Raw genomic sequence first — 25814 nt, forward strand, 5'->3', positions numbered from 1 at the left:
AGTAGAAAGAGCCAACAAACGCTGCCCGAAGGGTTCGGCTAAAAGCGTTTTACTCTTTGTTGCGAGGTATTTACTTAGAATGACTAAGCTACACACCTCGCGTCGCGATTAAAACGCTTTTATCTCGAACAAAAATTAACCGCGAAAGATCAACAGTCCCTAATCACACAATATTCGCTGTTGAGTTGGTTAAGGCCGCTCCGCAGCATCAAGGTTAAAAGCGGAAGGACAACATTATGGTTACAAAAATCACTGGTAACATTGTTAGTTACAAAGTACAAAATAAAGAAGAGCAGGCTGCACAAGAGCAACAAAAAGCAATCGAATCAAGTGTTGAGCACATGCATGAACTGGTCGAGCGCCCGGAACATCTAATGGGTTCAACCTACAAACTAAAAACGCCGGAGCATATTTCTGAGCACTCCCTGTTTATCACCATCAATGACATCGTATTAAATCCGGGGACAGAGCATGAATTACGCCGCCCGTTTGAGATATTTATCAACTCAAAAAGCCTCGAGCATTACCAGTGGATTGTAGCATTGACCCGCATTATGTCTGCGGTGTTCCGTAAAGGCGGCGATGTGACTTTTCTTGTTGAAGAGCTGCGCTCTGTATTTGATCCAAAAGGTGGTTTTTGGGATCAGGGAAAATACGTACCGTCATTGATCGCCAGTATTGGTGATGTGATTGAACGTCACTTGATTCAGATTGGTTTATTGAAAGTCGATGGTTTGGATGAACATCAGCAAGCCCTGATCGATGCTAAAAAGAAAGAGCTGGCGGGGACAACTACGGCAGAGAGTGCCGGGCAAAGTGGTAGTTTTCCACCTTCAGCCCAACTGTGCAGAAAATGCAACCACAAAGCTGCCATTATGAAAGATGGATGTTTGACTTGTTTGAATTGTGGCGATAGTAAGTGCGGCTAACATTTTATCGGGGCATTGATAAATAAACCCCTGCCCCTCAAAAGGATGTGACACTGAGCATAATCTGATATCTCATTATGCTCAAATAGCAAACTCAGCATAATTTATTACCTCGCTTTCGACAATCTGCAACCCAACCTCATTGGATAGGTTTTCATATCCATTTTTCCTAAGCCTAAATAGCACTTCTTACTATAAGAAACATAATAGTGACACTTTCATTTCTTCTGTGCGTTCAGCATAAGCAGGCGATCACGCAGTAGAAAGCGCGGACAAATGCAGCCCTTCGGGTCCATCTAAAGGCGTCCTGTGTGGTGAGCTCCTGTTAGCCTGACTTTAAGCAATCTCATTACGATAATGCTGGATTACCTGAGTTTTAGCATGGACAACTCAAAACAACAACAAACCTGTAACACATTGATAACATTGCGGATATTACGGGTGACAAGCGGTAATGGTGGTGCCACAATTGCTGACAACTGGCTCTAACTTTATGCAGCCAATATTGCCATAGTATTTCGAATATTCTCCAATTAACAAGGGTATCATATGAGCAATTACGATTTTAATTTAAAGGACAAAGTCGCCATCATTACAGGCGGTGGCGGTGTGCTTACCGGTGTTTTTGCCAAAGCGTTATGTTCGCATGGAGCAAAAGTCGCACTATTTGATATTAACAAAGAAGCTGCTGATAACGTAGCTGCGCAACTGCAGTCCGCTGGAGGCACAGCAAAAGGATACCAGGCAGATGTGCTTTCAAAAGAGAGTTTAACAAACGCTTATGAGCAGGTAAAAAAAGACTTTGGTACCTGTGATATTCTCTTAAATGGTGCAGGTGTTCACCATCCTTTAGCAACAACCGGGCACGATCAGCTTACACAAGAAAATATGTCTGACGGTAGAAGTTTCTTTGATTTGGATCTCGATAAAGTAGAGTGGGTAAACCGTATCGACTTTATGGGAACTTTTATTCCAACTCAGGTTATTTGTAAAGACATGGTAGGTAAAAAAGGCTGTTCAGTTATTAACATATCATCCATGAATGCGATCAGCCCTACAACAACGGTTCCCATTTATTCTGCAGCAAAAGCTGGCGTGAGTAACTTTACAGCCTGGCTCTCTAACTATTTTGCGTTAGTGGATATTCGTGTAAATGCAATTGCACCTGGATTCTTTGTTACAAATCTAAATAAACATATCATGGAAAAAGAGGACGGATCATTAACAGCACGTTCTGAAAGAATTATTGCCGGTACACCAATGTCACGATTTGGCGATCCTGATGAATGTGCAGGTACACTGCTTTATTTAGTCGATCCTAAACTTTCAAGCTTTGTAACTGGGGCAGTAATACCAATTGATGGTGGTTTCAGCTCGTTCTGTGGCGTATAGATAACTCCTGTAATGTGTGAGCAAGGCGAGCTTCGTTTGCGCTTACACATAGATCATACCCTTTAAGCTTAGCTGACAGAATTGCGCTATTTTAGAGTCTCAGCAGAGTTGCCACTCTGCTGTACTGGTCTGTGAGCAGGTTATCTCTATTCTTTAATTTATACATTTCATTTTAATGGTTTACACTCATGTCGATGATTACGGTTGTTATAGCGACTATTATTGCTCTTGGTAGTTTCACTCAAGGGTTAACAGGTTTTGGACTTGCTCTGGTTTCGGTTCCCCTTTTATCCCTCGCAGTGGATGTCAAGATGGCGGTACCTATTGCCGGTATTTTTGGTTGGTTAATCACCTTTCCTGTTGTCTGGAAAATGCGAGAACATGTACAGTGGAAAGTCGCCTTCATTATGTTTATAGGCTCCTTGCCCGGTTCTTATGTCGGTGCGGATTTATTAAAGCGTTTACCTTCTGAAGTTATTCTTATAACGATGGGAATTGTGCTTATTATTTCCAGTTTATATTCTCTGCGGGCACATGCGACTTTATTTAAAAAACCATCTAACCCTATCAGCCTTCTTGTAGGTGCATTTTCTGGTGCCCTTGGTGCGAGCGTTGGGGAGTCAGGTCCACCGGCCATTGCTTATACTTCTATGCTTCCCTGGTCTTCACACCAGACAAAATCTACTATTGTCTTTTTCTTTATGCTGCAGATGATTGGGGCTATCGCCGGGTTTTGGTCTCAGGATCTATTAACTCCAGAGGTATTTCATTATGTGTATACTTCTATTCCGGGGTTTGTTATTGGTCTGGTAACCGGCTTAATTGCTTATTCGCAACTGCATAAGTACAATATTAACTATCACAAAATTATTCATTCCATACTGCTTTTCATCGGCGTATTTCTTATTGTAAAAAATATCTAAGCCTACTGTGTTGCGCCATTGTCACTTCCGGCAATGGCGCATAGCTGCCGTTTTACACAGCATATGATCTTACTGATTTAGCTTGTTTACATGACCTGATAATTGCTTGCGGCGCATAATGCCCCCTACAAATTAGTCCCGATAATAAAGCAGATTAGTATTACCCTGACTCATAGTAAGCACCTCCTCAAGTCAACCGTGCCATCATCGAAGTTAAGCTTCTTTTCAGGCGAAATGCTTTTAGTTCGTAGAATTTACCCGCGTGTTATTGGTGCATGGATTACCTGTAATATAACAGCTGCGTAATTGCTCACTCAGCATAAGGTACGTTTTATGCGTCGTGTAACTTCCTCCTCAAACCCACCCTGCCATCATCGGCATCGAGGTACTGTTCTGGGTGAATGCTTTAGTTGGTTGAAGATATCAGAGAGTTATTGGTGCATGAATGCACCCTACTTTATAAAACCTGCTTAATTGCTCACTCAGCGCAGGGGAGCTTTGTGCGGCATATGATCTTGCCGGTTAGCTTATACCAGTTCCACTAATTATCTATAAAACATCTGATTAATGGATTTGCTATTATTTTATGACGAGGCAGCTGGTTGCGGTGCATGACTTATACCAATTGGATTAATTAAATGATCTGTTTAGGCGTCAGGAAAAATGAATGAAAGCAAGGCATTGATTGCACTACTAGTTGTTCTAATTGCACAAAATTGTATGGAACAATTTTGCACAGCTTTAGCTGGCCACAAAGTGGTGAAGAACAGGACGTTCGGAATCAAATCAATAACAAAGACTAAAACGTAGTTTTATGTCTAGAGCACCATAATAGTTTAACAAGCATAAATGATCAGATAATTAGTCTGGTTGGTATTAGATCATTATACCCGGTTAACTGAATATGTACTCTCAAGTTTGAAAGTACATAATATCTGTTTTATCTGTTTTATCGGTTTTTACGGGAAGATGCCTTTAACATCCTGAGCATGTATCACTTTTCTAATGGCAACAATATACGCAGCCATTCGAAGACTACATGCGGACTTCTCACTCTCTGCTACCACATCAATAAATGCTTTTGACATTTGATTCTCAAGCATTTCATTAACTTTATCTTCATCCCATGTTAATACTTGAATGTTTTGCACCCATTCAAAATAGGACACGATAACACCACCACTGTTTGCAAGTATATCCGGAACAAGGGTTATACCGCGCGCTTCTAAAATCTTGTCCCCGGCTGTTGTTGTAGGCCCGTTAGCCCCTTCTACAATGTAAGAGCATTGTAATTTTTTAGCGACCTCTTCATTAATTTGATTTTCCAATGCAGCAGGAATAAGGATATCGCAATTACATTGCAATAGTTCTTCATTGGTTATATGGGTGATCCCCTGAGCATCGTAATGAACCAAAAGGCTTTGCGGATCTTTCAAGTAATCCATAATCGAAGGTATATCTAATCCATCTTCAGCATATATAGCAGCAGAAACATCGCTGATAGCAACTATTTTAGCGCCTTTTTCATGTAAGATTCGTGCGGCATTACCACCTACATTTCCCACCCCTTGAATCGCGACTTTTTGCCCCTCTGTGGCTTTATTATCTTTTTTAAGGATAAGTTCAGTACTGATCACAACGCCTCGTCCCGTTGCAGCCTCTCTGCCTTTGGAACCGCCTAACTCTAATGGTTTACCCGTTACAACCCCTGGACAAGGTTTGCCTTGCAGCATACTGTAGGTATCTAAAATCCAAGCCATTATTTTCGAGTTGGTATTTACATCTGGAGCCGGTATATCTTTATTAGTGCCAATAATTGGCTCTATTGCATAAGTATAACGACGGGTTAAGCGGCAAAGTTCAGCTTCAGATAACGTTCTTGGATCAACTTGAATTCCGCCTTTTGCACCACCATAAGCGATATCTACCACAGCACATTTTAAAGTCATCCAGGTAGCTAACGCCTTAACTTCATTTAAATCACAATCTTGGTGATACCTGATCCCGCCTTTAAAGGGGCCGCGAATATTCGAATGCTGCACCCTATAGCCCTCAAAAACCTGTACGCTTCCGTCATCCATTTTTACCGGCAGATAGACTGTTAGAGCGCGCTGAGGATTTTTGATAATCTCAAACATATGTTTGTTGATATTACCAATGTTCATTGCTTCACTTAGCACCTCAATCACATTTTCATAAGGGTCATATTTTTTTAACATTTTAAATCCTTTGTATAGAATGTAAATTACACTTGCTTTATTTAAAAAAGTAACTGGCTGTTCAATATGTGACAGGCAATATAAAGATCTACCTGTCCGTCCTAAAGAGTTTCATTACTGGGAAATAGACTTATCAGATTAGAAGAATCTCTTATCTTTTTTTTCGCTCAATTGCGCCTGCAAGACCCAAATGAGTGTTTTTTATTCTTTGAATTGCTCATTTAACCGTTTTGAACTTTTACACTCTTTTGCCAATTTTTAGCGGCTAAAAATACACAACTTATTATCAAAGAATAATTCATGAACCTCTCCCAAGTTAGCCCCAATTCATCTTTTTTTTAGTGCCAGGAAATCCAATATTAATGCACCAAAAAACAAAGGTAGCGTCTTGTTGAGAGGGGTTGATATTTGCTGGTCGTTTTCTACAAGTGATGCGTAAGATAATGATTTAATTGAAAGCAAAGAGAAATAGCGGTGGGCGATCGGTTTGATTACCTGGCATTGACATTACTTATTCAAAAGTAACTACAGCAGGAGACAAGGGAGCATTAACCTCAACAACCCTTTACCTTAATTTGACATTTTTTTGCAAATGTTATCCAATATTTTCGAGCAAATATTGGATAACTTTTCAGAGCCCCGGCAGCGGCGTGCCGGCTACCCTATTATGCGTTTTCGCTGGCGAAACGCTTCATAAAATCAGCAAGTGTGTTTGCTTCTTCTTCACTCACGCCGTTATACAGGCTAGCTCTTAGGTAGTCCCCAAAGCCGAAAGGTGTCAGCGTACGCAGACCAATCATCCCTTTCTCCCAGCTCTCAATCAAGAACTTGTTGGTCAGCGCTTCATCGCCACCTGCGACGTTGAACGGCACGTTCATCCGGCTGCGCAGCGTTTTATTGTCAATAGGGGTGCCATAGAAGCCATTAGAGCTGTCGATAACATCATAAATAGCCTGGGCTTTAGCAATAGAGCGCTTTTCACACTCGGCTACACCACCTTGTTGCTCAAGCCAGTCCATCAGAAAACCAACCACTTCAATATTGAAGGTTGCTGGCGTGTTCCACAGATTTCCGGCGTCACTGTTGGTTGTATAGTTAAACACACCCGGGCACAGAGGAGAGGCATTACCAAGCAGATCTTTACGCACGATGGTCATGGTTAATCCAGGGTGGCCGATATTCTTAGATGCGCAGGCGAAAAGGACGCCAACACCACAACCACGCCAGTCGATAGGCTTGGTCGAGAAATCAGAACTTGCATCAACCACTAACGGGATATGCTTACGTGACTCAGGAAGCTTTGGCAGGCGGTGCAGTTCAATACCATTGACCGTTTCATTAGAGCATAAATAGAGGTATTTACTATCAGGGTCGATATTTGCTTCGGTCAGCTCAGGAAAAGAGGTGTATTTACCCGTTTCAGGATCTTTGGCATCGATAGTCTGTACGCTACAGTATTTACTTGCTTCATCCCGGCCTCTTTCTGACCAGGTGCCGTTGACCACATAGGTCGCAATGTCCGACTGGTCGTGGCAAAGGTTTAGAGGTAAGGCAGCAAACTGCCCGTGCCCGCCACCATGGGTGAAAAGCACTTCGTACTCATCAGGTATCTGCATAACCTTACGCGTAGTGGCAACCGCATGGTCAAGGATTGTCTGAAACTCCGGCGCACGGTGTGATAATGCTAATGATGTAAGCCCTGGCGCGTTGAAAGCTGCTGTAATTCTTTCTTCGACAGCCTTGGGTAGCCCTGTGGGACCGGGACTGAAGTTGATAATTGCTTCTGCTGGTGCGGTAGAGCTAAGAGAGCCGACCAGGGCTGGGTGTATGTTTGTATTCATTTTATTGCTGCTCCAAACTATGCTTTATATGTAAAACCGGACCGATACCAGGCCCGTTAAATTAAGGGGTTAACTATGATTCTGCAGTATATTGAGTCGCTGACTATTTGTGCTTAAGAGGAACGACTAATACAGGAATGCGTGACCGCGCTAATACATTTCTGGCAACACTGCCTAAAAAGGTTTCAACAAACCCTTTTTCATGTGTCCCCATGACAATTAAATCTGCTTCCAGCTCTCTTGATGTCTTTAATATTGCTTCCGTTGGGAAAGACTCAATGATCTTGATTGATTTAACTTTTTCTCTAACGACCAGTTCTTCCGGCTGTACATTAGCCCAGAACTCATCCTGCATCTGTTCAAGCTTTTTTTGTGCCTGCCTTTTGCGTGCTTTTAACATTTCAGCCCGCTTACTATCATCCATCACATAGCTTTCCAGTGCCATTCTTGCATCGCTGGAAAGCTTTTCTACTACGTGTAGAATATGGATTTCAGCCCCGGTTTTTTGGGCTAGATAAGCAGCGTACTTAAAGTACTCTTCCGAGCTTTTTGACAAATCAGTACTAAATAGAATTTTCTTAAATTCAAACATAATAACTATCCTTCTGTATAATAATCTGCTTTATTTGACTAAAGCAGATTATTGAATAACTTAAAGCCTAATAGCCTAATAATTTAGGAAGTGTCAATGCTATCTGAGGTATGTATGCGATGATAATAACTGCGATAGTAGACACCATGGCAAAAGGTAATGCCTTAGCTGTTACTTCTTCTAAAGGTGTATCTGATATGCCGGAGGCGACAAATAAGTTTTCTCCTAGTGGCGGCGTTGAGAAACCAATTGACAGGCTACAAACCATCACGATACCAAAATGAACCGGATCAATTCCTAGCGTATAAGCAACGGGTAAAAGCACCGGGGTTAAAATCATAATCGCCGCCAGGGTTTCCATAAACATGCCGACAAACAGCAAGAAGGCGATGATTAATAACCAGATAAGGTATAGATTATCGGTCAGGCTTAACATGGATTCAGCAACGATTGCGGGAATTTGATTTTCTACCAAAATACGCCCGAATGCAGTTGCGGTAAAAAGAATCAGTAAAACACGACCTGACAACCAGGTTGTTGTTTCTAAAGAGTGTATTAAATCTCTTAACTTTAACTCTTTATGCACAAACACACCGATAAACAGGGTATAAAATATGGCAATAATTGCAGACTCGGTCGGTGTAAACAAACCAGAGTAAATACCGCCTAGTATCACCAGTGGCGCCAAAATTGACCAGATACCGGATTTAGCTGCCTGGCCGATTTGTGCGATTGACCATCCTTCACCGCTGCCTTTATAACCGTAACGTCGACATTGAACATAGTTTAAAGTCATCAAACCGATAGACATCACTAAGCCCGGTAAGAATCCGGCGATAAACATTTTTGGTATGGAAATACTTTGGAATTCACCATGTTTTGCGATTGCATCCATAGGAACTGCCAAGCCTAATGCCGATATACCAAAAATAACCATCGGAATTGAAGGAGGAATTACAATACCTAAACCACCGGATGAAGCGGTAACCGCTGAGGCGTAACCTTTATCGTAACCCCGGTTAACCATTGCCGGGATCATTAGCATGCCAACAGCTGCTGTTGTTGCCGGGCCAGATCCGGAAATTGCGCCGAAGAACATACAAGCTAAGATAGCCGCGGCAGACATACCACCTGTAACAGGGCCGGCAAAACTTTCAGCCAAGGTCACCAGTCGTTTGGATATTCCGGAGGCTTCCATTAATGCCCCTGCTAATATAAACGCAGGTAATGCCATCAGCGGAAATGACCCTACTGAGTTAAAGGCTATTTGTACAAATTTTATTGGGTTTTCATCTAAAAACAGGAAAGAGGCTAAAGCCGCAATACCTAATGACACCATTACTGGCGCACCAAGCAGTAATAAGGCTAAGAAAGAGCCAAATAACACCATGACTATGGATGCTTCACTCATTTGTTATTCTCCGTATCCTTTGTTTGTTTTTTTCCATCTGATTTATTCGTTTCTTGTTCTTCTTCGAATACATCGGTGTTCATCAATTCATTCATTTCTTGCGATTCAGGGTCAATCGTTTCGACTCCCTTAACAAACTTCAGATAATTAACTTGTATGATGCGAATAGTCATCAATGTAAAAGCAATTGGCAGAATCAAGTAAATGTACTTCATCGGAATACCCAGTGTTTGCGACTTCCAAAAAAGGTTCATCCGATTAAAGACAAAGTCATAACTGAGATATATAAAGTAACTGTTAAAAGCAACCCATAACAGATCAGATATAAATTCGAACAGTGTACATACCTTTGCAGGCAGCCATTTGTATTGAAACGTAACGCGGTTATGTGCGGATAGCTTTGCCGCATAACTAGAGCCTAGAAATACAAACCATACAAATAAATACACTGATAATTCTTCACTCCATGTGATGGAGTAACCTAAAATTTCTCGTGATAATATTTGTGCAAATAGAATAGTCACGAACGTTAGTAATAGCGCTCTACATAAATAACTTTCTAAATTATCAAATATTTTTAAAATTATTTTCATAATGTTTACTGTGCACCTTTAAGAGAGCAATACCTTGCTTTTTATACTTTTTTATGTAGCCGGCACTAAAAAAAAGGCTGAGTGGTAACACTCAGCCTGGCAATGATTTTAGATTTCATCTCTACCTAAAGTACGTAGTAATTCATTAATTTTGTCTTTACCACCAACTTGTTCGTAGAATTCAGGCCAAACACCCGCTTGTGCTTTTTTAACCCACTCAGCTTCATCTTCTAACTGATCGATTTGCACGCTATATTTTGCAACCAGCTCTTTTTTGATACCGTCTTCTTTCTCTTTAATCCAGGCAAGGCTGTGTGCAGTTGCTTCTTTACCTGCTTCCAGTATGGCTTTTTGTACATCTGCAGACTGATCCTGGAAAACAGATTCAGAGATGATAAGCGGCTCTAATTGAAACAAGTAATGCGTCTCTGTTAAATATTTCTGGATCTCAGCAAATTTCATTGAATGAATCGCTGCATATGGTGTTTCTTGTCCATCAACAACTTTCTGTTGCAGTGCGGTAAAGGTTTCAGACCAAGCGACAGGCGTTGGATTAATGCCTAGAGACTGATAAGTTTTAATAATCAGATCGCTTTTCGGTACGCGAATAAACAAACCTTCAAGATCTTTTAGGTTTTTAACCGGGCGTTTAGAGTTAGTTAACATTCTGAAACCAGAATAGCTCCAAGCGACAATACGAACATTAGCTTGTTTTAGCACTGTTTCAGTAAGATTTTTTTCAATATCGCTGTTGATGATAGTTTCAGCCTGGTCGATATTTTCAAAAATATATGGAAGTGAAAGGATCCCGATAGATGGGCTAAATGGTGCCAGGTTGTTACTACCGATGATCGACATATCTAACGTTCCCATGGAAACGTCATTTACCGTCGCCTGCTCGGAACCAAGCTGACCGTTAACAAAAATATTTGTTTTGTACTTACTGCCTGTTTTTTCAGCAAGTACATCTGAGAATTTAATAGCTAGTTCTTCTTGAGCACTGCCACCGCCATCGCCCACGGCTATTTTCCATGTTGCCGAAAAAGCGCTTGTTGATAACACCAGGCTGGTTGCCAGTGAAATCGCTTTAATAAATTTCGCTTTATGCATTTTTTCATTACCTCATTGATTATTACAAATTGTCCACATGGTTTAAATTGAATCCCTTCCAGAAAGATATTCAGTGTACGGGTAATCATATCGGCTATTCAGCATAATCCATACTAGTGAAAGTATTCGGCTTAAGAACCAGATTGTTGATATGACGTTACAGCCGTTATTGAAGCTACTTGCTTGCCTTATTTAAGCTACGTGCTTGTAAAAATAAGGAGTAGAGCCAATTTATTTAAATTGTAGTCCACCCTTAACTCTGTATTACAACCACCGAGTTCACAAAAAAACACATCACCTTAACGAAATTTACATGACCTGACTCGAAAATATAAAACATGGCCTACATTTTGCATTATAAATAATAATGATTTCCTGTTGCACAGCTCAAATCAATTAACAAGCAAAATTTAGTCCGAACTTTTCTACGGGAAACATAATGTCCGACCTTTTAATCAATATTGAATTGCATAACAACAGCAGTTACCAGCAGCAAATCCGCGAAAAGCTGGTACAGCTGATTAAGCAGGGCACCTTTGGAGACAAGCCTCTGCCCTCCGGGCGCAAGATGGCAGAGATTATTGGCGTATCAAGAAATACCATCGTATTAGTCTATGAAAGTTTAGTCGATGAGGGATACCTGGTTGCCCGCAAAAGAAGTGGTTTTTTTGTCCATCCGGATTTCCCCAAAGAATCCTGCCCTAGTTTAGTGCATTTTGATCCACCGGGATCTTCCCGTGAACCAAATTGGTGCAAACGGATGAAGCAAAAACCCAGTCAATTTACATCACTGAACAAAGATAAAAACTGGTTTAAATACCCCTACCCATTTATTTACGGGTATATCAATGTTGAAGAGTTTCCCCTTTATCAGTGGCGCGAATGCTCGCGCATAGCAGAGAGCCGCAGCAAACTGCATGAGTGGGTAGAAGGTTATATTGATATGGATGATCCGGAGTTGATCACTCAGATTCGTCAGCAGATTCTGCCTAAGCGCGGCATTGTTGCCCAGGCCGATGAAATCCTTATTACCCTTGGCACTCAGAACTCGCTATTTTTACTCGCCAGTTTATTAGGTGGTGAAAATGTCACCTTTGGCGTGGAAAACCCCGGCTATGGTGAATTTCGCAATATCATCTCCCTCACACAGAGCACGGTAAAACCGCTCGATATTGACTCACAAGGTGTAGTGTTAGGTGAGCAGCTTCAGCATTGCGACTATGTTTGCGTCACTCCCAGCCATCAATATCCAACCACAGTGACGATGACTATCGAAAGACGTAAAGCCTTACTTGAGCAGGCTGTCCGGGATAATTTTGTGTTGATTGAAGACGATTATGAAAGTGAAGTTAATTTTATTGAACAGCCGCTGCCTGCGCTTAAAAGCTTTGAACAACATGGCCGAGTGATCTATACCGGCAGTTTATCCAAGTCACTCACCCCGGGGATACGTATCGGTTATCTGGTGGCGAACAAAACACTGATCACGGAACTGCGAAAATTACGCCATCTGCATTACCGCTATCCGCCTTCAAATAACCAGCGTGTCACCGCTTTATTTATCAGTCAGGGTTATTACGACAGCCATGTGCGGCGTATACGTCGGGCCTATGAGAAGAAGTGGATGCTGATGCAGCAAGGCATTGAATCTTACCTGAAAGGCTGCGAGATCCACGCGACTGCAGGCAGTTTTTGTTTCTGGATAGGATTGCCAGATGGCATTACCAGCCATGCACTGGTCGAACTGGCTGCGCAACACGGGATATTAGTCGAGTCCGGCGATAGTCTTTTTATGCAGGAAAATGCGCCTAAAAATTATATTCGACTTGGATTTTCAGCTATTAACCACGATAAAATTCTACAGGGGTTGACTATTCTGGGAGGACTGATTGAACAACTGCGACTGCGTCAGTCCGGTTGCGATAACCCGCAAACATAAAAAAACCGAAGCGTTTAATAAAATAAAGACGCTTCGGGTTGTTGTCGCACCACCATCCTTTAATAAAAGGATGGCGTGCAACTGTAACTAATCTGTTACAGTTCAAGGAGTCCTATTTCAAGCGATATCTAATGCTCAGATTCAGATTCCTTTCCCATCCATCATTACGTAGCCCATTAATACTGTAGTTAACATTGTCCTCCAAGTCCACCAAGGTAGCCGTTAAACCTAAATTTAACTGATTAGTCAAGTAGTAGTAAAATCCTGAGCTGATCGTATGGGTGGTAATATCCTCAAAACCATCCGCGTCAGTTTCTAAATGAGTGAATGTCCAACCGTTTCGCCAGTCAATAAGATCGGTTAACTCATAGGTTAACGACATATCATTTTCGAAAAAATAGCTGTTGTCGCCATCATCTAAAGTTGCACCCACACTTGCTACGTTAGAGAACTGAGTCGAATTGCCAATCGGGTAATGATATTCAGCGATAGCTTCAAGTAGCGGTTTGCCATTTTCACCATCATAATTTGTAAAAAGAACCCCAACACCGGCACGTACTTCCCAGCCTTTTTTACGCGTTTGAATGGTCTCTCTATCCAATACATCGTATGCCTTTAAGATTGCCCCGGCTCCGAGGTCTCCGCCACCAGCTACCATACCGGAACCTTTCAGCGCATTTTCTATATCCGCAATCCAATACTGTTCGTAATCTTCCTGGCCATATCTTGTACTGTACTCAGCTTCTTTATCAATCACTACCGCGACTTCCTGATATACGGCATCAGACGGGTCACCGGTTAAACTGCCACGCAAACGTAACGCTTCAATGATGCGGATAGCACGCGCCATTGGCGTTACGTTAACAACACGGCCATAACCCAAACCAATAGTCACTTGTGTACGTGGATCCTCTTGTCCTTTTTTTAAACCCACTTCGGCTTTACCGTAATAAAAATTAAGGTTACGGTCCGGAGCAAAATATTTATCTGCACTGACTAAGCCTTCTGCCAGATAATAAGACTTGTCTTCATTACCCGCATCAGGACCACGATCACGTGAGGCCTCACCATCAAAGTTAATTGTTGTATCAAGATCGGAAGAGCTGAACACCTGTTCATAATCAAGAAATAAGTCAAGATTATAACTGGTTTGATCCTGATTACCGCTGTCGAGATTAAACAAACCCTCCACATAAGCGTCTTGATAAGCTGCTGTTGCTTCGTCGTAGTCACTAACCGCAGGCACGGCAAGTGCACTTCCGGTTACAGCCATCATCACAGAAGCTGCTACTATATTAAGTTTTGTCATAGCTTATTCCCCTCGTTATTTATTTTTATAGTTCTTTATTTAATTAATCGGCTTTTATTTCTATTTACAAAATGAACAACCTCATAAATAAAGATAAGCACTAATCAGTATTGCGCAAAGAAAATAAGTGACACAGATCACAGGTTTTAACCTTTTACCAGCAACCGCTTAAGACTCTTAGTACTAAAAGAAAGGAAATGCAATGCAATGCTAGCTCCGTACAGGGTTTGCCTGTTTCCAGAGCTTAGTAAATATCAATAATCCGGTCATTATTGGCTGCTTACCGGTAAAAAAATGAGTTATAACAATTAACGTCAATTTGTAATAATTGAAATATCCGCAGTGTTGAAATATACCCAAACAATGTGATAATGCTTCTCATTTGAAATGAACAAGCCTGTGAGAGCTATGCCAGAAGCTTGTTTTTGGTGCTCATATTTTGTACCTTAAAGTATAATGGGTATAGGAGATGGCAATCAGCTGAGGGCTGAAAAAACCTGACAATTTATATGTGATTACTTAGAATGATCACCTCTTTGTACCTTAGGTATTATTTGCCGATCACCTACTTCCAGGCTAGCCCATTTATCGCTAAAGAAATCACTGAGCTATTGATTGATTTGGCCCGCGAGCAAAAGTGCGCATTGCTAATCGTTAGCCACGATCTTGCTCTAAGCGAAAAGTGTTGAGATATTGTGATTCAGCTTGAGTGTTAACACTTTTTTTTATATACCCATGAGACCTCAAGATGCAAAGTCAGCAAGGTAAATTGTGCCGAGATGTTAGGCATAAAATTGAAGTCTAGTTATTCTACAGAGAGGTTTTATAACAACGCAGGTTGATACAATTTGCCTTGCCCTGCGGGGTGCGGGTTTCCAAGACAATAACCGAAGCTAAGAACTATTGTTGTAAAATGATTTTGGTTTGATATACAGCTTGCTGACATACACCAGTGGCAACCGCTAATTTTTATATTTGAATGATTTTCATCACCGCCATGAATGACGGTGTTTTTCATCTAAATGGATAAAAAATGAATTCATTCCAGGCGGAAGTTGCAGTAACTGGTTGTTCCCTTCACAAAACGTCTAACGCAGAAGTAGCTCATTTTAGCCAGTAAGATTGATCAGCTATTTAGTAGAATTGGTATTATTTAGTCATAATTGTAAGATCCTTTTTCACTGAGGAAAATCGTCTTACAAATTATCTTACATTTTTGCAAGATGCGAGCGGTACTACCCGAACTCTACGGACATAAAAAAACCCGAAATGCCTTTATTATTAAGCGTTTCGGGTTCTTCTCGTACCTGCTCGGTACTAAATGTGGCAGGGGTGGAGAGATTCGAACTCCCAACATACGGATATTGAATCCCAAAAACACAGTTACATCTGTCAGCCTAGAACACTTATCTCATTGTTTCAATTAAACTTGGTATTTATTGGTTGTCTTCGGTTTAGGCAGGTTTACGCCAAATTATTGCTCCATTTCTTCTTAACATCATCGATGATGTTAACTTGACTGCGCACAGTAACCATATGATAATTTAGGTTTTATAACTAAGTATGTACGTGGAGTGTGATGCTATGATTGATAATCTGAATTTGGTTACTGAGTTACTAGATCGTTCAGGTATATTTCTAAAGCTTGATGAAATCGCAAACTTGGAAATGACCGATTTTGGTTTGAATGATTTTGAGCGTATCGGTTTGACGATACATACATACGTCAACACTAATCGATGCTGCGCAAAAGAACTAATAATGCTTCCAAATCAACTTTGTCCAGAACATAAACATCCATCTATTGGGGGGATAGAAGGTAAGGAAGAAACATTTAGATGTAGATTTGGTAAAATTAGTATTTTTATTGATGGTGAAAGAACGACTAATCCATCTGTAGATTTTCCAAAAGAGGAAAAAAACTTTACCGTTTTTAATGAAATAGTATTAAATCCTGGTGATCAGTTAACTCTAGCACCAAATTCAAAACATTGGTTCAAAGCTCATAATGATGGAGCAGTGATATCAGAGTTTTCGACTAACTCTAATGACGATACCGACGTGTTCACCGATACAAGCATCAATCGAGCCAGCATGGTTCAAAAAGCTTCTGTAAATAAATATGTGTAACTATCATGAGTCATAAGTATTCAATCAGTCTGTATGGATATTACCATGATGCGGTTCGGTGGTTTTCGGCAGTTTTTAATTTTAATCGATTGCAGTCGCTCTGGTTCACTCAATAGACTATCTTTTTTTGAAGATTCATCTGACTTGGTATAATTACCATAAAAAAGTGCCAACCTTGATTGGCTTCATCCACAAATTAATCTAGCGTTTTCTCACGTAACTTGCCCTTAGCCATGCTTTACATACACAAATTCAATTACGGTATATTTAAAAGGCCAGAGCAATAAGCATCAGGCCTTTTAAATATCTTAAGACAAAAGCATTATTTACGGGTTTTCAACAGTCCCTCTACGTTTTGTTTATTTACGATTGTCCATGGGATGTCATAACGCTTAGATAGACCATTATTCCAATCTAACTGGCCTGCATATTGGTTCCAAATCGTAGATGATGGCTTATATTCAGTTCCAATAACGTGGCGTAAAGCAACATCAATAGAGCCCTGCATTTGACCATTTGCGTCTTGAAGAATAGATGCCATTTTATCATTTTTAACGGCATAAAGTGCGTCAGTAATACCATCAATACCTGCAATTGCATAATCGTCGACTGTGCCACCGGATCCTTCAATAGCTTCAATTGTGCCAAGCGCCATTTCATCATTCTGACCAATAATTCCGTCGATTTTACCTTGGTGCTTCATCAACCAGTTCTCCATCAGGTTCATGCCTTCAGCACGTGACCAGTTAGCAGTTTTACGCTCTAACACTTTAACCGCACCTTCTGGACATTCACCAATGGCTTTTTCGTTACCTTGACCACGCTGAATTTCACCCGAACCGCCTTTTGGTCCCTCAAGGATAACCACATTACCTTTACAACCAATTTTTTCCATAATGAACTTGCCTTCCAAATAACCACCTTCAACATCATCAGAAACAACTTCTGCGGTCATTTTGTCTGTATTAAGACGAGCATTGGTCACTATTACCGGAATGCCTGCTTCGTTTGCCATATCCACTACGTCAATATTGGCATCGAAATCCATTGGGTTAATAATAATTGCGTCGTGGTCAGTGCGTATTGCCGTTTCAGCCTGATTATTTTGAACTAAGGCATCGTAACGACCATCATACATAGTAATTTTAACATCTCCCGATTTTACCATCGGATGGTCATAAGCAGCTTGCTCCATTAACTGCACAAATTCAGCTTTCATTCCGTACATAAGTACTGCAACTTTAACAGGATCCTTTGCAAATGCAGCTCCTGAAGATAGAACCAACGATGTTCCAATTAACGTACTGATGATTGTTTTTTTCATGTAGGTTTCCTTTACGTTTGTTGTTGAGTTATAGTGGTTTTTAACGCTTATATCTGTAATTAACGCGATTGTTTTCTTGCCGGGTCTAGCATAACTGCGGCGACAATTAATAAACCTTTTATTATTTGTTGGTAATATGATTGCACACCGAGTAAATCTAAGCCGTTGTTCATAACACCAATAATGAGGATACCGAATAAGGTTCCCGTCAGCGTTCCTATACCACCAGCCATTGACGTTCCACCAATGACCACGGCAGCAATTGCATCTAATTCATAGGCAGAGCCAGCACTCGTTTGAGCCGAACCAGTACGCGCAGTAAGAATTAAGCCTGCTATTGCAGCAAGAACACCGCAAAGTGTATAAACAGCAACTTTGACTTTGTGCACATCAATACCAGAGGTTCTTGCTGATTTTTCGTTACCACCAACAGCAAAGACATATCGACCAAATACCGTTTTATTTAGTAATATCCACGAAGCAATAAAAATCGCAGCAAAAATTAGTACAGGTGTCGGTATGCCTAGTACATAACTATTACCAATTACGCGAAAGCTACTATCAAGGGAAGAGACTGGATTACCGTCTGTCGTTAACATAGTCACACCTCGAGCGGCAGAGAGCATCCCCATAGTGACGATAAATGCTTGTAGTCGGAATTTCGAGATGATGTAACCATTTAAAAAACCACATAATGCGCCGATAATAATAGCAACCATTAAAGGCAGTAAAATAGGTGAATCGAAACTGCCTATCGCCATGTTGGACGAACTCGTAACGAACCTTGAGGCCACTATACCTGCCAGAGCAAGTACCGAACCGACTGAAAGGTCAACACCAGCTATGATTATAACGAAGGTCATTCCAATGGCTAAAACCCCATTAATTGATACTTGCCGAAGGACAACAAGAAAATTACCCTTTGTTAAAAAATAATTACTGTCCCAAAGGCCACTTTGGATAGATATTTCCCCAAGAAGTGCAATTGTTAGACAAAGAAATAAGAAAGCAAAAACTATCCCGTATTTGTGAAGAAGTGGCTTTAATATGGAGGTCTGCGGCCCTATCTCTTTTTTTACTGAGAGTGATATGTTCATATTTTCATCCTATGAAGCTAAACTAAGTAATAACTGTTGAGTTGCATCTGACTGTAAAACTTCTTTTACCAACTCACCGTTTTTGAATATTATGATTCGATCACTCATACCAATTATTTCTGGCAATTCAGATGAAACCATTATGATACTTTTGCCTTCTAGTGCTTGTTCCGACATGTATTTATATATCTCTTTCTTTGCCCCAACATCAATGCCTCGAGTAGGCTCATCCAACATGAGTAATTCGGGACAAGTAAGGGACCAACGACCTAATACGACTTTTTGTTGATTACCACCAGAAAGGTTTTGGACTATTTGCTCTTTGTTAGGTGTTTTTACTTTAAATACATCTATCATCGCTTCAATATTCTCACCTTCCATTTGTTTATTGATAAAAAATGAATTGGAAAATTTGTTCAATGACGAGATTGAAATATTAGCGCCAACTGAACTCGTAAGAACTAAACCAGACGATTTCCTATCTTCAGTCACATAGGCTATACCGGACTTTATTGAGTCTCTAGGTTTGTGGTTTTTTAACTCACTACCATTTAAAACGATAGAACCGCAATCAAATGAATCGATGCCGAATATTGCATTTAAGACCTCTGAACGGCCTGAACCTACAAGGCCATAGATCCCCAGTATTTCCCCTCTATGAACATTGAATGAGATATTATTAAATTTCTTAGACGTTAACCCTTTAACTTCTAAAGAAACTGATTCTGTAGGTTGATTAAACTTTGCGAACTCTTGGTCAATTTGTCCGCCAATTATTTGTTCAATGAGTTGTTCACGATTGATATCACGGATTAAACCCTCACCGATATAAGTCCCGTCACGAAATACAGTGTAGTTACTGGCTATTTCGAAGATTTCAGAAAGCCGATGTGATACGTAAACAATACCCTTGCCTTTGTTTGAAAGTGACTTGATAACCTTAAATAGTTTTTTAGAATCTTCTTCACCGATTGCTGATGTAGGTTCATCTAGGAATACAATATTGGCATTTGAATGTGATAGCGCTTTTGCTATCTCTACCAACTGTTGTTCGGCAACACTTAGATGATTAACAATGGCGTCAACCGGAATATCAAATTCAAGTTCATCCATCAATTCTTGCGCTCTTTGGTTGAGCTTTGCAAAGTCAACAAACCCAAATTTCTTTCTGGGTTCCTGACCAAGATAGATATTTTCAGCCACTGTCAGATTCGGTATCATGCTTAACTCTTGCTGAACGATGGTAATACCAGCATCCAGTGCCTCTTTTGCATTGGCAAACGTTTTTTCTTCACCATTTACACAAATTCGACCTTCATCTGGTTGCAGAAACCCCATTACAATACTTAGGAATGTACTTTTACCTGCACCATTACCACCACACAATGCGTGAACTTCACCGGCATGTAATGTAAAATTGATGTTTTTCAGAGCATTCACCTCACCGAATGACTTTTTAACCGATCTCACTGATAATATTGGGATATTGCTCATTAGACCTCCACCATCAATTCAGGATATTGAGAACCTAGCGTTTCGATATAACGTCGATACGCACTGTCATTTAGATCAACATTCTTCGGAATAGGGAGTGTTCTTGAGTTTTCGTCCAGCAAAACTAGCTGTTCTATAATATTGAAATCAATTTCACCACTCAACGCCCAATACGCTTGTATCGCCGCACCCAACGCACCTGCTTCACCATTTTCAGGGCAAATTACTTCAGCATTCATTGTGTCAGCTATGATTTGACGCCATTGTTCTGATTTTGAGCCACCGCCAATCAAACGAATTTGCTCGATACTGATTCCTGCATCACGAAGTAGGTCGAGTCCATAACGAAGTCCATATGTGGCACCTTCAACAACAGCACGGACTAAGTTATCACGGTTGAAGTTGGAAGAGTCCAGGCCGTGAATTGAAGCAGTACCATTTGGTAACGCAGGTACCCGTTCACCATTAAAAAATTGTAGAAATGAAATATTACCAGAACCGATCTTACTGTTTGAAAGTGAGTTATTGAATTCGGTTAGATTCATACTTAAGAGTTCTTGCACCAATGTAGTCGCCGACGTTACATTCATTGTACAAATCAACGGCAGCCAACCATTAGAGCTTGAGCAAAAATTTGCAATACTAGGATGCTTCAATTCGACAGGCTTATCAGAAAATGTATAGATAGTCCCTGAGGTTCCAAGAGACATTGTGATAATGCCATTTTTAACATTACCTGTACCAATTGCTCCCATCATATTGTCGCCACCACCACTGGACACAACGACGTTATCGCGTAAACCCAGCTTAGCTTTTGCTTCGCCCACAACAATTCCAGCTGATTGCTCCGAAGAGTTTAAAGGTGGTAATGAATTAAATAGACGATCAGTTGGGTCAATCAAAGAACAAGTATGATAGTCCCAACAACGGTTACGTACATCAAATAGCCCGGTGCCAGATGCGTCACCGTAATCGGCACTGAATTCACCTGTTAACCAATAGTTTAGATAATCATGTGGGAGCAAAATGTGAGCAAGTTTTGCAAAGTTCTCAGGCTCATGATTTTTCATCCAAAGAATTTTTGAAGCGGTATAGCCTGTTTCTATACGAAGTCCAAGTTTATCAATGGAGCCGCATTCACCACCGATAAGTGCTAGCAACTCAGCATTTTCCGGTGCTGTTTCAGTATCACACCATAATTTTGCGTTACGAATAACATTGCCATCTGAATCAAGAGCAACGAATCCGTGTTGTTGGCCTGATATCCCGATAGCATCAATTTGCTTAGGATCGATATTCGCTTTATCTACAACTTGATGAAAAGCACAGACCATTGCATCAACCCACCAAATGGGGTTCTGTTCACGTTTACCATTAGACCCGGAGATAAGTTCATGTGCCGCAGAGGATTCTGCCAACACACTAGAGTCTGTAGTATCAACCAGAACAACTTTTGTTCCTTGTGTGCCGCAATCGACACCGACTACAATGCTCATAATCTACTCCATTTCAATAATAATTTTCACATCGGAAGGATTAGCTTCAACGGCTCTTCTATAGGCCTCAAGCGAGTCTTCAAACTTATATGTTTTGCTAATTAATGGTCTGACGTTTATCTTTCCAGACGAGATTAGATTGATAGTTTTTGGATACATGTTGGCGTAGCGGAAGATAGTTTTAAAGGTAACTTCTTTAACCTGAGCTGCTACAATATCAAATTTGACTGGTTCGACTGGCATGCCCACTAGTACAACGGTTCCATTTGGAGCAACATGATCACAAATATGTGTGATAACAGGCTCAATACCACAGCACTCAAATATGACATTGACCCCTTGTCCTCCAGTGATCTTACCGACAATATCCGCAACATTTTGCTCTAAACTGTTAACCGTGGTAATTCCATCATATGAACTAACCGTTTTTAGTTTTTCATTTACAACGTCAACAACAATAACTTCAGCACAGCCACTTGCTAAAGCTGATAACGCACACATGACACCAATCGTACCCGCACCATAAACAAGGCCAATGTCACCCGCCTTAATTTGAGCTTTCGTTGCCGCTTGCATACCGATAGCTAATGGTTCAACCATCGCAGCTTCTGCAAACGTCATATGTTCAGGGATCTTAAATGTAAATGCAGCGGGGTGAACGACATAATCAGAACAACAACCATCATATGGTGGTGTAGCCCAAAATTGAACGTCAGGATCAAGATTATAAAAGCCCGCCATTGTTTCACGCGACTGTGGTTGTGGTATGCCTGGTTCCATACACACGCGGTCACCTTCTCTTAGATGCTTAACGTTTGCACCAACAGCAGTCACAATACCCGATGCTTCGTGACCAAGGGTCATTGGCTTCTCAACCACGAAATGACCAATTTTTCCATGAGTCAAATAATGAACATCAGAACCGCAGATCCCTACCGCTTGAATTCTAATCTTTACATCGTTAGCGCCTATAGCTATAGGTTCGGCGACGTCTTTGATTACAAGCTCATTTACCTTTTCTAATACTAATGCTTTCATATTCTTGTTTCCTCATGAAATAAATTGTTATCGATGTCATTTAACGCGAGATAAATATAATATTTTTGCAGCATCTTTTTTGAGCGGTCGATCACAAACCAAGAAGAACAACAACCAACATATTGATTAACAGTAATATTTTTTCTAACAACCACTATTAACACAACAAAATTAAAATGATAGCGATAACCAAAATAACATCATATAATCAACTTAATCATTTTTTATGGGTAAATAATATAACTCAATCTAATTTACTCATATTTATTACAGTCAAAATGTGTTAATGAAGACTATCAAGAAACGCACCGGAATATTGACATGAAAAAAGTAAAGCTATCCGATATAGCAAAAAGAGCAAATGTTACCTCTATTACGGTCTCTCGAGCCCTATCAAACCCAGAGAAGGTAAAGCAAAAGACTCGTGAAAAAATACAAAAACTTGCACAAGAAATGGGCTACATCCCCAACATGATGGCCAAAGGTCTGAAATCAAGTTCAAAAACTATTGGCGTCATAGTACCAACCATAACCAATCCATTTTTCTCGAATGCCGTAAGAGTTATTGTCAATAATGCAAACAAAAGAGGTTATAACTGCTTATTTTTCACATCAGATGAGTCGGCAGAAATTGAGCAAAATGCAGTGAATACATTGCTCAGCTATAATGTTGATGGTGTCATTATTGGTGTCATTTCTGAAGATGAAAATTACGCACCGGAATATTTTAATAAATTAAAATCTTTTCATATTCCAGTAGTTCTATTTGACCGTAACATTGATGTTCCTCATACCTGTGGAGTTTACTTAGACAATGTTGATTCCGGATACAAGTTGGGTAAGGAGATAATGTGTGATGACTATGATGACATTCTTGTTGTTTCGGGGTCATTATATTCTAGAGTCGCCAATGCTCGATTGAATGGTTTGAAAATGGCGTTTTCAGAGAAAGACAAAATGTCGAAATTAGATATAATTTATGCTGATTTCAATGCAGAATTATCTAAAAAATTGGTTGCGGATTTCTTAAAGAAAAAAAAACCGAGTATTATTGTTGGATTAAACAACCAAATAACATTGGGTGCACTTGAAGCCTGTGTATTAAATGGCTACGTACTCAGTGTTGATATGAAATTTTACAGTATAGATGAAATTCAGACATCCAAAAATTTTGGTGTCTCCATACCTTGTATAAAACATGATATAGAAGAGTTAGGATATCAATCAGTAACTCAACTCATTCGTGCCATTGAAGCTGATGAATGTGGAGAACTCTCCGACATAATTATTAGAGGATCAATTGCAAAATGAGTAAGAATAAATTGTAGTCACTGCTCCTGTAAATGGGGTTGTTTTATTGGGCATATTAACCCATAAAAATATTAAACTTTTTGGATAAAGTATTTGCTGTGGCTGGATAAGTTCGCTACAAACTTGTAGGTTTTTAAGGCGCTTGGGCGTAAATGATTTAGTCTATTATGTTCGCAATTGGGATTTTTTGAGCGTATCTGCCACGCTTGAAATCGGGAATTATGTATGGTAAGCCCCGTTTTGCAAGTGAAAACTAAAAATAACGGAGTTGGTTTGCGGCACGCCGGAGGCCTTTAGCGTAAGTAGCAGGAGCACTACCTCTCAATACTGTTAGCAGGAATCACCCAAAGCATATTTTCCAGATCAATATCTTCCCACCTTGCACTTGCTGTTTCATTTGGCCGAGTCATGGTGTGTAACTGCCATTCAATCATACATCTAGTTGTTGACCTTATGCTGGCCATATCAAGTGCATTCATCAATTCGGGTAGCTCGCTGCCCTCAAGTGCAGGGTTATTGGTTGTTTTTACCGTTCTAAATGCATTGCCAATTCCAGCTAAAGGGTTGACTACAATTATTCCTGTGTTAACTGCATAGGTCATGATCTCATTAATACGCTGGCAAATCCTTTTTATGGTGTCGTATTTGCCGTTTGCTTCAAGCGGGCGTAATACCTGTATTACTTTTTGTGCAGTTAACTGGCTGATCGGATAGCCCCCAACTGAGGGAAAAATGTGCCGCGTTAATGATCCCCAAATATCTTTTGCATAGCCTGATGATATATGACTTTTTTTAACGTCAAACCATTTCTCAGCAATTAATTTTAAAGTGTTGGAGTGGGTTTCCATTAAAGCCAACTCACGTGCTTTCTTATCATCAATTGGATCAATACCTTTGGCTAATAGCTTTTTTGCAGAGTAGCGCAGGTCTCTAGCGTCAGCCAATGATACTTCAGGGTATTTACCTAATCCCATTACGGTATACTTTTTGGTGAAAGGTTTTTTATATCTTAACTGCCATGGCCTTGATCCGTTGGGTTTAATTCTAAGCTGTAACCCGCCTCCATCCGCTAGCGTCTGCACTTTATCGCTGGATTTCGCTTGTTCAACTTGTATTGGTGAAAGAGGTTTTATAGCCATAAAAGTAATACCAACTTTATGTATGTGATAGTGGTATTACTTATAGTCTTACTTTTTTGGTAGGATGCAAGCGTATCCGCTCGAACGTATTGGATAAAAAAACCCGAAACGCCTTTATTATTAAGCGGTTCGGGTTCTAGTCGTACCTTGTCGGTACTAAATGTGGCGGTGAGTGAGAGATTCGAACTCTCGGTACGTTGCCGTACACACACTTTCCAGGCGTGCTCCTTCAGCCACTCGGACAACTCACCAGTTGCTTAACTATCTTGTTAAAGCGAGGCGCATGATAATGAACTCTCCTCATAAAATCAACCACTAATGACAATTTAATTAATATTAATTAACAATAGTGCCAAGTTACCGAGATCCTCCCCACTCACGCCCAATAATCCCGGGTAATTTAATAAGTAGGTATTGCGGCAAGATGATCTTGAATACGCTCTTTTGCTTCAAAAAAAACGCTCTGAACTCACTTGCTGTAAAGAAGTCAACAAAATCGGGCGCACATGCACCGCCACTACAGGCAA

General features: G+C 40.4%; 19 protein-coding genes and 1 tRNA gene. 6 read left to right on the plus strand and 14 right to left on the minus strand.

The window, feature by feature from the left end; translation table 11 throughout:
- Positions 1–236 precede the first annotated feature (236 nt).
- The 3 genes from ABZA00_RS01660 (at position 237) to ABZA00_RS01670 (ending at position 3244) form a co-directional block, all read left to right on the plus strand.
- Positions 237–929, plus strand: coding sequence for a hypothetical protein (locus ABZA00_RS01660; protein WP_372880404.1), 693 nt, complete (start codon positions 237–239; stop codon positions 927–929).
- A 549-nt stretch (positions 930–1478) separates the two neighbouring features.
- Positions 1479–2321: an SDR family oxidoreductase gene (locus tag ABZA00_RS01665; RefSeq protein WP_372880405.1), complete on the plus strand. Its 843-nt coding sequence runs from the start codon at positions 1479–1481 to the stop codon at positions 2319–2321.
- A 188-nt stretch (positions 2322–2509) separates the two neighbouring features.
- Positions 2510–3244 carry a sulfite exporter TauE/SafE family protein gene (locus ABZA00_RS01670; RefSeq protein ID WP_372880406.1) on the plus strand — a complete coding sequence of 245 codons (735 nt, stop codon included), beginning with the start codon at positions 2510–2512 and terminating at the stop codon, positions 3242–3244.
- A 959-nt stretch (positions 3245–4203) separates the two neighbouring features.
- On the opposite strand, the gene ABZA00_RS01675 is transcribed toward ABZA00_RS01670, so the two are convergent.
- The 6 genes from ABZA00_RS01675 to ABZA00_RS01700 form a co-directional block, all read right to left on the minus strand.
- On the minus strand, positions 4204–5463 hold the full coding sequence (locus ABZA00_RS01675) for a Glu/Leu/Phe/Val dehydrogenase (protein WP_372880407.1): 1260 nt from the start codon (positions 5461–5463) through the stop codon (positions 4204–4206).
- 665 nt (positions 5464–6128) lie between these two features.
- Positions 6129–7304 (minus strand): 3-phosphoserine/phosphohydroxythreonine transaminase, encoded by a 1176-nt coding sequence (gene serC / locus ABZA00_RS01680; protein ID WP_372880408.1) that lies wholly within the window; start codon positions 7302–7304, stop codon positions 6129–6131.
- A gap of 103 nt (positions 7305–7407) precedes the next feature.
- Positions 7408–7896, minus strand: a complete 489-nt coding sequence (locus tag ABZA00_RS01685; protein WP_372880409.1) for a universal stress protein — start codon at positions 7894–7896, stop codon at positions 7408–7410.
- Positions 7897–7963: 67 nt separating this feature from the next.
- Entirely contained in the window at positions 7964–9307 is a 1344-nt protein-coding gene (locus ABZA00_RS01690; RefSeq protein ID WP_372880410.1) for a TRAP transporter large permease, read from the minus strand.
- Entirely contained in the window at positions 9304–9900 is a 597-nt protein-coding gene (locus ABZA00_RS01695; protein WP_372880411.1) for a TRAP transporter small permease, read from the minus strand. The genes ABZA00_RS01690 and ABZA00_RS01695 overlap by 4 nt, the downstream gene beginning before the upstream one ends.
- Before the next feature lie 108 nt (positions 9901–10008).
- A complete protein-coding gene (locus ABZA00_RS01700) occupies positions 10009–11010 on the minus strand; it encodes a TRAP transporter substrate-binding protein (RefSeq protein WP_372880412.1) in 1002 nt (333 codons plus the stop codon).
- 439 nt (positions 11011–11449) lie between these two features.
- Here ABZA00_RS01700 and ABZA00_RS01705 point away from each other — a divergent pair, with 439 nt between their 5' ends.
- Positions 11450–12949, plus strand: a complete 1500-nt coding sequence (locus ABZA00_RS01705; RefSeq protein WP_372880413.1) for a PLP-dependent aminotransferase family protein — start codon at positions 11450–11452, stop codon at positions 12947–12949.
- Between the two features lie 112 nt (positions 12950–13061).
- On the opposite strand, the gene ABZA00_RS01710 is transcribed toward ABZA00_RS01705, so the two are convergent.
- A complete protein-coding gene (locus ABZA00_RS01710) occupies positions 13062–14258 on the minus strand; it encodes a DUF481 domain-containing protein (RefSeq protein WP_372880414.1) in 1197 nt (398 codons plus the stop codon).
- A 1584-nt stretch (positions 14259–15842) separates the two neighbouring features.
- Here ABZA00_RS01710 and ABZA00_RS01715 point away from each other — a divergent pair.
- The gene (locus tag ABZA00_RS01715) at positions 15843–16388 is read left to right on the plus strand and encodes a D-lyxose/D-mannose family sugar isomerase (RefSeq protein ID WP_372880415.1); all 546 of its coding nucleotides are present in this window, start codon (positions 15843–15845) and stop codon (positions 16386–16388) included.
- A gap of 322 nt (positions 16389–16710) precedes the next feature.
- Here the strand turns inward: ABZA00_RS01715 and ABZA00_RS01720 are convergent, their stop codons facing one another.
- The 5 genes from ABZA00_RS01720 to ABZA00_RS01740 are packed head-to-tail and all read right to left on the minus strand — an operon-like array spanning position 16711 to position 22837.
- Positions 16711–17712, minus strand: a complete 1002-nt coding sequence (locus ABZA00_RS01720) for a substrate-binding domain-containing protein (RefSeq protein WP_372880416.1) — start codon at positions 17710–17712, stop codon at positions 16711–16713.
- Between the two features lie 59 nt (positions 17713–17771).
- Positions 17772–18809, minus strand: coding sequence for an ABC transporter permease (locus ABZA00_RS01725; RefSeq protein ID WP_372880417.1), 1038 nt, complete (start codon positions 18807–18809; stop codon positions 17772–17774).
- Positions 18810–18818: 9 nt separating this feature from the next.
- A complete protein-coding gene (locus ABZA00_RS01730) occupies positions 18819–20303 on the minus strand; it encodes a sugar ABC transporter ATP-binding protein (protein WP_372880418.1) in 1485 nt (494 codons plus the stop codon).
- Entirely contained in the window at positions 20303–21799 is a 1497-nt protein-coding gene (gene xylB, locus ABZA00_RS01735; RefSeq protein WP_372880419.1) for a xylulokinase, read from the minus strand. The genes ABZA00_RS01730 and xylB overlap by 1 nt, the downstream gene beginning before the upstream one ends.
- Before the next feature lie 3 nt (positions 21800–21802).
- Positions 21803–22837, minus strand: a complete 1035-nt coding sequence (locus tag ABZA00_RS01740; RefSeq protein WP_372880420.1) for an NAD(P)-dependent alcohol dehydrogenase — start codon at positions 22835–22837, stop codon at positions 21803–21805.
- 321 nt (positions 22838–23158) lie between these two features.
- Between ABZA00_RS01740 and ABZA00_RS01745 the strand changes: the two genes are divergently transcribed.
- Entirely contained in the window at positions 23159–24148 is a 990-nt protein-coding gene (locus tag ABZA00_RS01745) for a LacI family DNA-binding transcriptional regulator (protein WP_372880421.1), read from the plus strand.
- 314 nt (positions 24149–24462) lie between these two features.
- On the opposite strand, the gene ABZA00_RS01750 is transcribed toward ABZA00_RS01745, so the two are convergent.
- Together ABZA00_RS01750 and ABZA00_RS01755 are read right to left on the minus strand one after the other, a co-directional pair.
- Complete coding sequence (locus ABZA00_RS01750; RefSeq protein ID WP_372880422.1) at positions 24463–25287, minus strand: integrase arm-type DNA-binding domain-containing protein; 825 nt, start codon at positions 25285–25287, stop codon at positions 24463–24465.
- A 163-nt stretch (positions 25288–25450) separates the two neighbouring features.
- Positions 25451–25538 (minus strand) — tRNA-Ser (locus ABZA00_RS01755).
- Positions 25539–25814: the final 276 nt, after the last annotated feature.

This window comes from Psychromonas sp. (assembly GCF_041586535.1).
In the GTDB taxonomy this organism is placed as follows: Bacteria; Pseudomonadota; Gammaproteobacteria; order Enterobacterales; family Psychromonadaceae; genus Psychromonas.